The 13,102-nt window shown below is 55.4% G+C and carries 11 protein-coding genes; 2 read left to right on the forward strand and 9 right to left on the reverse strand.

Annotation, left to right across the window (positions count from 1 at the left end; genetic code table 11):
* Positions 1-3: 3 nt before the first annotated feature.
* Positions 4-1,353 (reverse strand): MATE family efflux transporter, encoded by a 1,350-nt coding sequence (locus JM93_RS14490; RefSeq protein WP_145344699.1) that lies wholly within the window; start codon positions 1,351-1,353, stop codon positions 4-6.
* A 145-nt stretch (positions 1,354-1,498) separates the two neighbouring features.
* Between JM93_RS14490 and JM93_RS14495 the strand changes: the two genes are divergently transcribed.
* Positions 1,499-2,419 (forward strand): histone deacetylase family protein, encoded by a 921-nt coding sequence (locus JM93_RS14495; RefSeq protein WP_145344701.1) that lies wholly within the window; start codon positions 1,499-1,501, stop codon positions 2,417-2,419.
* 23 nt (positions 2,420-2,442) lie between these two features.
* Here the strand turns inward: JM93_RS14495 and JM93_RS14500 are convergent, their stop codons facing one another.
* From JM93_RS14500 to JM93_RS14515, 4 genes are all read right to left on the reverse strand, one after another.
* Entirely contained in the window at positions 2,443-2,718 is a 276-nt protein-coding gene (locus tag JM93_RS14500; RefSeq protein WP_145344704.1) for a DUF6460 domain-containing protein, read from the reverse strand.
* 133 nt (positions 2,719-2,851) lie between these two features.
* Positions 2,852-3,901: an AraC family transcriptional regulator gene (locus tag JM93_RS14505; protein WP_170230670.1), complete on the reverse strand. Its 1,050-nt coding sequence runs from the start codon at positions 3,899-3,901 to the stop codon at positions 2,852-2,854.
* 77 nt (positions 3,902-3,978) lie between these two features.
* Positions 3,979-5,016 carry a helix-turn-helix transcriptional regulator gene (locus tag JM93_RS14510; RefSeq protein ID WP_145344710.1) on the reverse strand — a complete coding sequence of 346 codons (1,038 nt, stop codon included), beginning with the start codon at positions 5,014-5,016 and terminating at the stop codon, positions 3,979-3,981.
* Positions 5,017-5,171: 155 nt separating this feature from the next.
* A complete protein-coding gene (locus tag JM93_RS14515; protein ID WP_145344712.1) occupies positions 5,172-7,391 on the reverse strand; it encodes a 3-hydroxyacyl-CoA dehydrogenase NAD-binding domain-containing protein in 2,220 nt (739 codons plus the stop codon).
* 161 nt (positions 7,392-7,552) lie between these two features.
* Here JM93_RS14515 and JM93_RS14520 point away from each other — a divergent pair, with 161 nt between their 5' ends.
* On the forward strand, positions 7,553-8,365 hold the full coding sequence (locus JM93_RS14520; protein WP_208995194.1) for an EAL domain-containing protein: 813 nt from the start codon (positions 7,553-7,555) through the stop codon (positions 8,363-8,365).
* Positions 8,366-8,509: 144 nt separating this feature from the next.
* Here JM93_RS14520 and JM93_RS14525 read toward each other — a convergent pair whose 3' ends face one another.
* The 4 genes from JM93_RS14525 to JM93_RS14540 form a co-directional block, all read right to left on the reverse strand.
* On the reverse strand, positions 8,510-9,718 hold the full coding sequence (locus tag JM93_RS14525) for an acetyl-CoA C-acetyltransferase (RefSeq protein WP_145344715.1): 1,209 nt from the start codon (positions 9,716-9,718) through the stop codon (positions 8,510-8,512).
* A gap of 27 nt (positions 9,719-9,745) precedes the next feature.
* The gene (locus JM93_RS14530) at positions 9,746-10,384 is read right to left on the reverse strand and encodes a glutathione S-transferase family protein (RefSeq protein ID WP_145344718.1); all 639 of its coding nucleotides are present in this window, start codon (positions 10,382-10,384) and stop codon (positions 9,746-9,748) included.
* A gap of 107 nt (positions 10,385-10,491) precedes the next feature.
* Positions 10,492-12,288 (reverse strand): acyl-CoA dehydrogenase C-terminal domain-containing protein, encoded by a 1,797-nt coding sequence (locus tag JM93_RS14535; RefSeq protein WP_145344721.1) that lies wholly within the window; start codon positions 12,286-12,288, stop codon positions 10,492-10,494.
* 336 nt (positions 12,289-12,624) lie between these two features.
* Positions 12,625-13,089 carry a MerR family transcriptional regulator gene (locus JM93_RS14540; protein ID WP_145344723.1) on the reverse strand — a complete coding sequence of 155 codons (465 nt, stop codon included), beginning with the start codon at positions 13,087-13,089 and terminating at the stop codon, positions 12,625-12,627.
* Positions 13,090-13,102: the final 13 nt, after the last annotated feature.

Below are 13,102 nucleotides of genomic sequence, written 5' to 3' on the forward strand. Positions count from 1 at the left end.
ATTTTATGTTGCAAACGTCCTGTCAGCGCGGCTCTTGCACAAAGCGGCGAGACTGGCGCCGCGCAGGCCCAGGAACACAATGAGCGCAAGCCATAGCCCATGATTTTGTAAGAAGGGCACGAGCGCGAGGCAGCCCACGACAAAAGCTGCCAGCGACAGCAACATCATGTTGCGCATGTCCTTGGACCAGGTTGCTCCAATATAGACACCATCCATTTGATAGGCGAGGACGCCAAATAAGGGCGCAAGCGCTGCCCAGATCAGATATTGGCGCCCGGCTTCGCGGACTTCGGGTGAGATGGTCATGAAACCGAGCAGCTGCGGCCCGATTGCAAAAAAGACGCAGCTGATCACAGCGGCAATTCCGAAGCTCCAGATTGCCGTCAACCGGACCGACCGGTCGAACGCCGGCCGGTATTTCGCGCCGACCGCCCGCCCGGCGAGCTGCTCCGCGGCTGTTGCAAGCCCATCTAGAAAATAGGCGGCGACGATGACGAATTTCTGCAAAATCGCGTTGACTGCCAGAATGGTTTCCCCTTGTTCCGCAGACCTGGCGGTAAAAAAAGCGAACGCAAAGAGCAGCGCGAATGACCGGATCATAATGTCGCGGTTGACGCTCAGCATTTTCAGAATTTGACGGCGTTCAAAAACAATCGCGAGCTTTGGCCGATCATGCGACCGGTTGATCAGCAGGACAGCTGCAAGGCCTGCAAGACAGGCCGTCGCCTCGCTCACAACGGTTGCCGCGGCAACGCCGGCGACACCCCATTCCAGCCCGATAACAAACCAGATGCTGAGTGCGATGTTCAACCCGTTCAACAGAAGTTGCAGCAGCAAGCCCGTTCCAGCCCGGCCGAGCCCGATGAACCAGCCCAAAACAACATAGTTTGCGAGCAGGAAGGGGGCTGAATAGATCCGGACGTCGAAATAGGCTGCGGTCGCATTTTGTACCTCGGGGCCGCCGCCAATGAAAAAAAGACCTGCTTGCAACAATGGTTTTTGGAGCAGGACAACGCCGAGTCCCGCCAGCCCTGCAATCAAAAGTGCCCGGATGAAGGTCGCCTGAATTTCTGTTTGGTTTCGGGCACCAAACGCTTGTGCCGTCAATCCGGTCGTGCCCGAGCGAAGAAAATTGAATGTCGTGAACACCAGATCGAAGATAACGCCGCCAATGGCTATTCCGCCAATCAGGGCTGCGTCACCAAGGCGGCCGATAACCGCCATGTCTACAACCCCGAGCAGGGGTGTTGAAAGATAGGCAAGCGTCATGGGGAGGGCGATTGCCAGTACGGTGCGATGCGACACTTCGAACGCTGTTTGCGAGCGGCTGAAAAATGTTTGGGAATCGGACATGGCGAGCTCGCAAGAAATGGCAGGCCTTCATCGCGGGAATAGTCAAGAACGTCAAGCGACCCGGACATGAGTGACCGAGCAAGAGTGCTTAACCTGCACAATAACGGATCTTCATTTCACGGCCGACAAACCTATAACCTCGCACATGTCTGTCCCGTTCGTTCATCATCCTGCCTACTGCGCAGATCTTCCGGCAAATCACCGCTTTCCGATGGACAAATTCCGTGCTGTCGCTGCACTCATTCGCTCGGAAGGTTTGTTGTCCGCTCAAGACTTCATGCGGCCGAGGCCTGCGCCCTTCGATTGGGTGGCACTCGCGCATGATCCTGCCTATGTCGATCAAGTGTTTCACAACAAAGTGCCGACGGCCGTCGCACGCGAGATCGGCTTTCCGATGCGTGAGGACATCTCTCTAAGAGCAAGATGTGCAACCGGAGGCTCGGTGCTGACCGGTTATCTGGCACTTGAGCATGGGCTCGCCTGTAATACGGCGGGTGGGAGTCATCATGCCCGGCGGGCTCATGGAGCAGGGTTTTGTGTGTTCAATGACGTGGCCGTTGCGATCCGGGTGATGCAGGCCGACGGCGCAATTCAAAAGGCGCTCGTGATTGATCTGGATGTTCACCAGGGCGACGGCACTGCCGATATATTTTCTGGCGATCCCAACGTGTTCACGTTTTCAATGCATGCGGAGAAAAACTATCCGGTGCGCAAAGTTCCTTCCGATTGGGATATCGGACTAACCGATGACACCGGTGATGCGGAGTACCTCCGTATCCTGCGTTATGCGCTGGGTGAGCTTATCCAGAAAGGACCGTGGGACATCGCTTTTTTCAACGCAGGAGTGGACCCATTCGAAGGAGACCGGCTCGGCAGGCTTGCGATGAGTCGCGAGGGCCTTATCGAGCGTGACAGGCTCGTTATTTCCACATTGAGGCAGGAAAACATTCCGGTGGCCGGAGTTCTGGGTGGCGGTTATTCAACCGATATTGATGAACTCGCCGACCGTCATGTGGGGCTCCATCGGGCTGCGATACATGTTCGTGCTGAGGCCGAACGGGCGTGACCACGCGCTGGCTATGCGTTTGATTAATCGCGTTTGCTTAGCGCCAACAAGCGCATCAAAAGCCAAATGGGTACAACGATAATTGCACCCATGACAAAATAGCGCGCCACATTGTCCAACGCCGCGAAGCCCATATTCCAGAGCCGCTCGAAAAACCGAACCGTCAGATCGACAATATCCAAGGGATCCAGGTTTAAGGCCGACAAAATGACGCCGACCACAAACGATAAAAACACCAGACGTAAAATTACTTGGCCTGGGGATCCCCCAAGAAATCGCGACAGGCTTTGGTCTGACATTTTCGGCTCCTAAAGGCTGGCAATCCAGCATGGCTACTGCCTCAAAATAGGATCTAAACCAAACCGCTTCAACGCACGATATCATTTCGGGCGAACTTGGCAGTGGACCGGCAAGGTTGCTTTCTATGACCGGCTAGTTTGCGGCTTCGTCGGCCTTGGCGGGTTTGAGTCTGCCATTGTTGCGCAAAGCGCTCGGCGAGCACCCGAACCAGGATTTGACTGCACGGGAAAAGGAACTGAGCTCGGTAAATCCGAGAATATAAGCGATCTCTTTGATTGTAAGCGGGGTTTCCTGAAGATACCGGCGGGCCATGGACTTGCGGATGTTGTCGGCGAGTGTCCGGAAGGATGTGCCCTCGTTCTCAAGATGCCGTTGGATTGTGCGCGGTGACATGCCAATATCTGTGGCTACCTGATCCAGGCTGCAAAAGCCATTCTCAATCCGGGACACAATTCCGGTGATAATCTTAGTGATTTCTGCGTCCGGCTGCCGGTAGGCTTCGATCTCTGCATTTGCCGCGGTAGCTACAATGTAGAGAAGATTCGGCTCTGATCGCGGGGGCACCGTGTCGAGGAACTGAGATGGTATCAAGATGCGATCATGCTGCCGTCCGAAACGGACGCGATTGCCGAAGGTTTCTTGAAACCGCGATCGTTGCACCGGTGGCGCAACTGTCATTTCTATGACCAGCTTGGCAGATGTTTTTGCAATCATCCGCTCGATCCGCCCTGCGGCCCATGCTGTTTTGGCAAACAGATTTTGCGTTCTGGGGCCGAGCCGGTCAGGAATATCCCAGGAAACGATGCCATAGTCTTCGGTTTCTTCGAAGCGCATCCAGTAACTGTTTGTTTGAACGCTGATGTACCGCTCCCAGTTTTTCAATGCCTCCCGCAGACTGGGTGCGCAAAAAGCCAGATAGTCGAAAATCGGCATCGCGCCGTCAGGCAACTCATAGTAGATGTCGAGAATTCCTGCGTCGTCTCCGGTCAAGGTTGCCGAGTGCTCAAACACCGTCAGCAACGTACCCATGTCAAGCTTCCTGCCTGCCAGTCCTTCAACAGTGTCGGGCAAGTTGAATTTGTCGGCTATTTCAGACCAGTCATGCCCGTGCGCTGCCAGAAATGGCTCAAGATATTTGCATTGTTCTGCTTGCGCCCATTCGCGCGCAGGTTCTGAGTTCACAAGCATTCTCAACGACGGGAAACTTCGTATATTTGTACACTATTCAGGCAGTGGTCGGTCGGCGCAAGTTGATAATTTTAATAATGTTTTGTTTCAAATGTAGCATCCGACTTTTCCTGTCTGAACGCACGGGGTGATACTCCAAACCACCCCTTGACGGCTCTGGAAAAGGTTGATGGCTCGGAAAACCCTACGAGAAAAGCAACCTCTTTGAGCGGAAGCGTTGTGGTGGTCAAAAAGTGCGCCGCTGCCGATTTGCGAACATCTTCAGACAGTTTCCGGAAAGACGTGCCTTCCTTCTCAAGCGCCCGCTGCACGTCTCTCTGCGACACCTGAAGGCTCTCCGCAACATTGGCGAGGGAGAACGAACCCGTTTTCAGGTTTTCCGAGATCGTTTGTGCAATCTCGGCTGTCCGGGAGTGTTTGCCGCTTGTTTTTTCAAGTTCTTCCAAAGCAGCTTTTTCGATAATCGAATAAAGGTTGTTTTCGTTCTTTGGCAGGGGTTTGTCCAAAAGGGACTGGGGCACGAAAATGCGATTGCGTTCGGCTCGGAATGTAATGGCGTTGCGATACCGGTCCAAAAAGCGCGACGGGTTTTTAGGCGGTCCTGTTGTGATTTCAAACCGAAGCGGTGGCGCAGGATCATCAAGGGCAAATTCAAATTGCCGGGCCGCCCAGCCAAAGCGGGCATATGTATGTTGCTGCCACTCGCCATAGCCGGTGATCAAAGGCCACTCGAAAAACGCCGGATCCGTGTTTTCTTCGAAGCGCACCGTGTAGGCATTTGTTCTGATCGACATGAATCGGACCCAAGCACGGCATGCGCGGCGCAGGTCCGGCGCACACAAAAAAAGGTAGTCGAAAACAGAGAAGGTGCCGGCATCAAGCGAATGGAAAATGTCGAACATGATGGAGTCATGCCTGAGGTGCTGGGCGACATGTTCAAAAATACCGAGACAGGCGCTCAGCGGGATGACACCGACAGGGTCATCAAGGACAGCAGGATCAAAACTGTGCTCGCGCGCTAGGGCGTCCCAGTCGATATTGCGCATAGCGCGGTGTGATTTGAGCACCTTGATGGTGTCAGACCTCACCCATTCCATCTCCAACGGCATAGTACCGCCTCAGATCAACTGCCCCGGGAAGCGAAGGTGCCCGAAAGTCCCACTCTCTGCAAGCGGGCCCCCTGGTTCGGGAGCGTGGGACGGAAAAGGCCGCTGCAAGAATGATGCAGCGGCCTCCGGTTATCGGTTCTTTTCAGATCTTGGGCTTATGCGGCCTTTTTAGCTTCGACTGCATCAGCTTTCGGCGGGAAGCGGCCATAAAAGGTTTCACCGTTTTTCGCCATTTCCTTCAGCAGTTTGTTTGGTTTGAAGCGCGGGCCCCATTTGCGGGTAAACTTTTTGCAGAGTTCTACAAATTCAGCCGTGCCCATCGTGTCGATGTAGCTCAACGTGCCGCCAGTGAATGGTGAGAAGCCGAAGCCCAGGATTGAGCCCACATCGGCTTCGCGGACATCCGTCAGGCATTTTTCTTCAAATATCCGAGCGGTCTCCAGCGCCTGCATTACCAGAAGACGCTGCTTCAGTTCCTCGACATTGAAACTGTCGGCGGATTTTGGTTGTCCGACAACATCTGGAATACCTGGCCAAAGGGTCTTTTCCTTGCCCTTGTAGTCATAGAAGCCCTTCTGGTTTTTCCGGCCGAAACGCTCCTGCTTGACGACCATCTCTTCCAGAATGTTGTCGAGAGGACCTTCGACGTATTTGACGCCAAGATCCTTTTTCGTGGCCGATACGATTTTCCACGCCAAATCGAGAGCTACTTCGTCACCTAGCGACAACGGACCGACCGGCATGCCCGCCATACGGCCGGCATTTTCAATCATCGCCGCAGGTACGCCATCGGCAAGCATCATCAGGCCTTCGCGAACATAGGTCATCACGACCCGGGAGGTGTAGAAACCGCGGCTGTCATTGACGACGATCGGAGTCTTTTTGATTGCCTTGATGTAATCAAGAGCCATCGCCAGGGCACGATCGGACGTTTTCTTGCCCATGATCACTTCGACCAGCATCATCTTGTCGACCGGTGAGAAGAAGTGGATGCCAATAAAGTTCTTCGGCCGCTGGGACGCCTCAGCAAGCGAGGTGATCGGCAGCGTCGAAGTGTTGGACGCGTAGATCGCCCGAGATTTCATGACAGCTTCGGCCTGTTCGGTCACAACCTTCTTGATTTCACGGTCTTCAAACACAGCCTCGATCACGAGATCGCAGTCGGACAGTTGTTCGTAGTCCGTTGTTGCGGTGATGCGCGAAAGGATTTTCTGCTTGTCGTCCTCTGTCGAGCGGCCACGCTGGACTGCTTTGGACAAGAGATCGTCAGAGTGCTTCTTGCCTTTGTCGGCAGCGTCTTGGTCTCGGTCAATGAGGACGACGTCAATGCCGGCCTGCGCAGTGACATAGGCGATGCCCGCCCCCATGAAACCTGCGCCAAGAACACCAATTTTTTTGATCTTGTTCGGGCGCTGGTCTTGCGGGCGCCGTGCCAGCTTGTTCAGTTCCTGCATCGAGACGAACAGCGAACGGATCATGTTAGCAGCTTCGGGAGTCTGCAGCACTTTCGCGAAGTAGCGGCTTTCAACCTGAAGCGCCAGGTCCATCGGCAGTTGCAGGCCTTCTACCACCGAATGCAGCAGGTAGCGGGCACCTGGATAGTTGTCGAAAGTCTCCTTGCGGTAGATGGCATTCGCAGCTGGCCAGAATTGAAACCCTTGCGGCGAGTACACTTTTCCGTTTGGCAACTTGTAACCCTTCTTGTCCCACTCCTTAACCGGGTCCAGGCCACCCTTGATCATTTTCTTGGCAGCATCGATCAGTTTTTTCGGTGCGGCCGTGTCGTCGATCAGGCCCATGGATTTGGCCTGTTTGGCCCGCAAAGTCCGGCCCTGGAGCAGAAACTGCATGCCCTGCTGGCCGTCTGTCATGCGCATTACCCGCTGTGTGCCGCCGGCACCCGGGAACAGACCAACCTTCACTTCGGGAAGGCCCATCTTAAAGCTGTCGTCATCGGCAGCGATCCGGCCATGGCAGGCCAGTGCGAGTTCCGTGCCGCCGCCCATGCAAGTGCCGGTCAACGTCGCCACGAAGGGTTTGCCGCATGTTTCCAATTTGCGGTAAACGAGCGTCAGCTTTCGCGATCCTTCGAAAAGCATCTTTGCTGCGCCTTCGGGATCTTCGCCGCGCTTGACATGGAAGTCTTTCAAGAGGCCTTCCAGCATGGTGAGGTCCGCACCGCCGGAAAATGCGCTTTTGCCGGACGTGATCACGGCGCCCTTGATGGCATCGTCCTGAACCACTTGGTCAACCAGTGCGTCCAGCTCATCCATAACCGACAGATCAATGACGTTCATGGATTTGTCTGGCATGTCCCATGTGATGACTGCGATGCCGTCACTGTCGGTCTCAATTGAAAAGTTTTTATACGACATATCTCTCTCCCTATTCAGTGGAAGGTTACGTTTCCGAGCAGCAATCGGCCGCTTAGGTTTCGTTTAACGTTTTGTTTCCAGTATTCTACGCTTGTTTGATCTGGCAATTGCCGGGCTTCCGTATTCTGACCGAGGTAATCGATTGAAACACGGGGGCGAAAATGGCTTGTGCAGGATGCCGCAACGGAGTTGATCTGGATTTCGATTTTACGATGGCGTTTCAGCCGATTGTTGACATCGAAAATCACTCGGTCTGGGGTTACGAGGCGCTCGTTCGCGGCTCGAATGGCGAAGGCGCCGGCGAGGTCCTGTCCAGGGTCACCGACCGCACCAAATACCGGTTCGATCAGCAGTGCCGTGTAAAGGCGATTGAGCTTGCGGCCAGTTTGATGCCGCGCACAAACCAGTTTCTTTCCATCAACTTCATGCCCAACGCGGTTTACGAACCGCGGGCCTGCATCCGCACAACCCTGGCTGCTGCCGAAAAAACCGGTTTCAGCCCCAATCGCATCAATTTCGAGTTTACCGAAAGCGAAGAGATTAGCGATCCGGCGCACCTGCAAGGCATAATTGCCGAATACCGCCGCCAAGGGTTTTTGACCGCAATCGACGACTTTGGTGCAGGCTTCGCCGGTTTGAACTTTTTCGCCAACTTCGCCCCAAACATCGTCAAGATCGATATGGAATTGATCCGAGATATCAATACCATCCGCACGAAGCGGGCGATTGTGCGCGGCATCGTGTCGATTTGCCAGGATCTCGACATTGAAGTTCTGGCTGAGGGCATCGAAACCCCTCAAGAACTCGAGGTTTTGAAAGGCATGGGCATCAAGCTTATGCAAGGCTACTACTTCGCCAAACCTGAAGTCGGTTCTTTGCCGCCGGTCTCTTTCGCCAGCACCAACATCGGCAGCGGACACCCACCCACAGCCGGCGGGAGCACCATGCATGCGCTGCATGCACCCGTCGGGTGAACAATCAGTCATTGCCCTCTGCCTCCCATGTTCGATGTTGATGTCCGGTTGGACCCAAGCGTCTCATGGAACCCGCAACGGACGATAGCGCAAGGTTTCCGCTACCGTCTCCCGCTGGCCTGTAAGTCACTTAGGTTGTTGATCTCAAACCCGCTCTATGATCGTTGCCGTGCCCATGCCGGCGCCGATGCAAAGTGTGACGAGGGCCGTATTCAGGTCACGTCGCTCAAGTTCATCGAGCACTGTGCCAAGGATCATTGCACCGGTCGCGCCGAGCGGATGGCCCATAGCGATTGCACCGCCATTGACGTTGACGGTTTCCGGATCAAGGTCAAAGGCCTGCTGGTAGCGGAGAACGACAGAGGCGAACGCTTCGTTGATCTCGATGAGATCGATGTCCTTAAGGTCCATCTTTGCGTTTTTGAGCAGCTTTTCTGTGACGTCCACCGGGCCGGTCAACATGAGGGCTGGTTCAGATCCGATATTCGCGAAGGCCTTGATCCGGGCACGCGGCTTGATTCCTGCGGATTTGCCTGCGGAACGCGAGCCGATCAGAACGGCGGCCGCCCCATCTACGATACCTGATGAGTTGCCGGCATGGTGAACGTGTGTGATGCGTTCGATTTCGGGATGCGCCTGAATGCCGACCGCGTCAAAGCCGCCCATTGATCCCATGATCTCAAATGACGGGTTGAGAGACGCGAGCGACTGCATATCCGTTTCCGGGCGCATATGCTCGTCCTTGTCGAGGATCGTGATACCGTTGATGTCCTTGACCGGAACAACCGATTTTGCAAACCGGCCTTCTTCCCAGGACTTGGCAGCGCGCTTCTGGCTCTGGATCGCATACGCGTCGGCATCATCGCGGGAAAAACCGTATTTTGTCGCGATCAGATCTGCCGACACGCCCTGCGGCATGAAGTATGAGGGGACGGCCACCTGAGGCTCGATTGGCCAAGCACCACCGGAGGCTCCAAGACCGACACGGCTCATGCTTTCAACACCTCCGGCGATGACCAGCTTGTGCTGTCCGGACATTACTTGTGCCGAAGCCATGTTTACAGCGTCGAGGCCGGAAGCGCAGAAGCGGTTTATCTGCATGCCCGGCACTGCGCGGTCATAGTCCGCCGCGAACACGGCGGCGCGCGCGATATCACCGCCCGCTTCACCGACCGGGTCTACACAGCCCAGTACGACATCGTCGACCTTTTTGGTGTCCAGCTCGTTCCGGTCGCGCAAGGCTTCCAGCGCCGTTGCGGCAAGACGAACAGCTGGCACCTCATGAAGGGCGCCGTCTTTTTTGCCGCGTCCGCGCGGTGTGCGCACGTGGTCATAGATGTAAGCTTCAGGCATCAGATCCTCCTCTAGATCAAGGCTGCCTCATGCAGCATCCGGCAAAGGGTGGCCGGGCATGAGGTCGTATGGGTGCTTCCAGCCCGGCAACGCTTTGATGCGGTCCAGCCAGGTGGTTATGTGGGGGTATTCATTCAGATCGACGCCGAATTCGCCGTCGTAATAAAGGTAACTGCAGAGAGAAAAGTCAGCGGTGGTCGGGGTGGCTCCGATAGCGAACTGAGCCTCACCAAGATGCTTGTCCAAAATGGCGAGCGCCGCTCGGATTCGGCCGTCAAGAAAACGGGTGACCTCATTTTCCCCGGTCTTCTTGAGTGTTCTCAAGAACCGAAGCGGGCCGATCATACCGGAGACCTTCTGGTTGTCGAAAATCGTCCAGCGCAGGATTTCGCGGCGTTCTTTTGATCCCTTCCAGCCAAAATGACCGAATTGCTCAGTGAGGTAGTCCAGAATAACAGCCGATTGAGTGAAAAGCTCTCCGTTGTGATCGAGCACCGGAACTTCGCCCATCTCGTTCAATGCTGAACGGAAAGCTTCGCCCCGAGTTTCTCCGTTGAAGAAATCAACCCAGCGCGGCTCCCAGTCAGCGCCGCACAGCTCAAGCATCAGGGCCACTTTGTAAGAATGTCCCGACTGAGCCATGCAATGGAGAACGTATTCGGCCATCGTTGTGCTGTCTCCCTGGCATTTCCGGACAGGCAAGAGGCTTTAGGCCACGTGCCTTTGAAATGCGCGGGTTCCATGCGGCCCGGCCGAAGCCGGGCCGGGCGAACTTAAAACGCTTCGGCGTTGACCGTCATCAACGTGTCGGAGCCTGCCGAAATACGGGCCAGATGGGCGCTCGTCTCCGGCATGGTGCGCTCCATGAAATAGCGGCCAAACACCAGTTTGGTCTGAAGCCAGTCTTCTTTCCCGTTGGCGCCTGTCGAAATCTGCTCTTGAGCAGTTTTTGCGATCTTGGCCCACATGTATCCCATGCCGACCAAGCCGAAGAGATGCATGTAGTCGTTTGATCCCGCACCGGCGTTGTCCGGTTTTGCCATGGCATTGTTCATGAACCACATCGTGGCCTGTTGAAGGTCGTCGAGGCCTTTCTTGAGTGGCCCAGTGAACGGAGCCAGAGCTTCGTTCTCACCATTTTCCGTCAGGAAGTCACCGACTTCCTTAAAGAATGACATAACGGCACGCCCGCCGTTTGCCGGTAGTTTGCGACCGACGAGGTCCAGTGCCTGAATGCCGTTCGCACCTTCATAGATCATGGCAATTCGGGCATCACGGACGAACTGCTCCATACCCCATTCAGCAATGTAGCCGTGTCCGCCATACATCTGCTGCGCATCGACTGCATTTGCAAACCCGACATCGGTCAATACACCCTTTAGGACCGGGGTCATGAGACCCATCATGTCATCGGAGAATTGCTTTGCCTTGTCGTCTTCCGAGCGGTGGGAGACATCGCCATGAAGTGCCGTCCAGATGACAAGAGCGCGCGCCGCTTCGTTGAATGAGCGGATTTTCATCAGGGTGCGGCGGACGTCCGGATGCACGATGATCGGGTCAGCCGCCTTGTCCGGGTTCTGTGCGCCAGTCAACGAACGGCCCTGAAGGCGATCCTTGGCGTAGGTGACAGCGTTCTGGTAGGCGATTTCCGACTGTGACAGACCTTGTACAGCCACACCGAGGCGGGCCTCGTTCATCATCGTGAACATGGCGCGCAGGCCCTTGTTCTCTTCACCAACAAGCCAGCCGGTCGCCTCGTCATAGTTCATGACGCAAGTTGCGTTGCCGTGAATGCCCATCTTGTGTTCGATCGACCCGCAAGACACGCCGTTAGCCTCGCCGACGGTGCCGTCTTCACCAACATGGTTCCGCGGCACGACGAACAGTGAAATGCCCTTAGTGCCGGCCGGTGCACCCTCAATGCGGGCGAGCACCAGGTGGACAATATTTTCCGCCATGTCGTGTTCGCCTGCGGAAATAAAGATTTTCGTGCCGGAGATCTTGTAGGAACCATCCGCCTGCGGAACGGCTTTGGTGCGGATCAGGCCGAGGTCGGTACCGCAATGCGGTTCGGTCAGGTTCATGGTGCCTGTCCACGTCCCGGCGATCATGTTCGGCAGGTATCTCCGCTTTTGGTCGTCCGATCCATGCAGTGTCAAGGCCGCGACAGCACCGGCGGTCAGGCCCGGATACATGGAAAATGCCATATTGGCAGAGGACGCAAACTCGTTGAAAATCGTTGTCAGGGTATGGGGCAGTCCCTGACCGCCATATTCAGGGTCTGCCGATAGCGTACCCCAGCCACCTTCGCAGAAGGCCTCGTAAGCCTCCTTGAAGCCTTTCGGTGTGGTGACCCGGCCATCGTCATGGCGGACACAGCCTTCCTGGTCGCCGGTCTGGTTGAGCGGATGAACCACTTCTTCGGTGAATTTCGCGCCTTCGCGCAGGATTGCCTCGACGACGTCAGGGGTCGCGTCGCCGAATCCGGAGAGGTTGGAGTACCGGTCAAACCCGAGAACGTCATTCAGCAAAAAGAGGGTATCTTCGACGGGGGCATTATAGCTTGGCATGGAAATCCTCCCAGATTAAGCCGCTCGCATTTTTGACATGACGTTTCCGTAAACGTCACCTTGCTGAGCTATATACGTGTCTTCTTTGCTCCGGACAAGTGGTGTCCTCGCGGAAGGTCGACGTTATTTTCGATTATTATACGCGATTTGAGGCATTTTCGGGTGTCTCGATTGCGGAATCGTGACGCCGACCAGTGAAAAACGACCGAAACTTCCGATTTTAAGCCCAAATATGCGCATTTGACTGGATGTGCCCGCATGCTGGTGCCGCACCGGATGTAAAAAACCCGGCCAAAATAGACCGGGTTCCAGAAGTGTGGCTCTTGTGGTGCTGTTTTAGCCCTCTTCTTCGGCTTCCTTGTGCTTCAGCATGCCGGAGACAATTGCGACCGTTCGGGAGAGCTCTTCGATCGCCTGTTCAATATCCGTGCGTTGAACTTCGAGGACAGCGATCTGTTCGTTAAACCGCGATAACGCGACCCGCAGCTGAGTCACTTGTCCATCGCGCAGATCATAAAGATCAAGCATGTCCCGAATTTCGGACAGAGAAAAACCCACCCGTTTTCCCATCAGGACCAGCTTGAGTCTTGCGCGATCCCGGCGGGTGTAAACGCGGTTCATACCATCGCGTTTGGGATTGAGGAGACCCTTGTCCTCATAGAAGCGGAGGGTTCGCAGGGTACAGTTGAATTCCTTTGCCAGGTCCCCGATCGTAAACTGGGTCTTCTTCGTGCTGTCGTCTTGGGCGGCAACGACGTCAACCAGTTCGTTGTCGCTTGTCATGGAGAGTGCTTCGCTCATCGCGTTTTACCTT

The organism is Roseibium hamelinense (assembly GCF_007830545.1).
Lineage (GTDB): Bacteria > Pseudomonadota > Alphaproteobacteria > Rhizobiales > Stappiaceae > Roseibium > Roseibium hamelinense.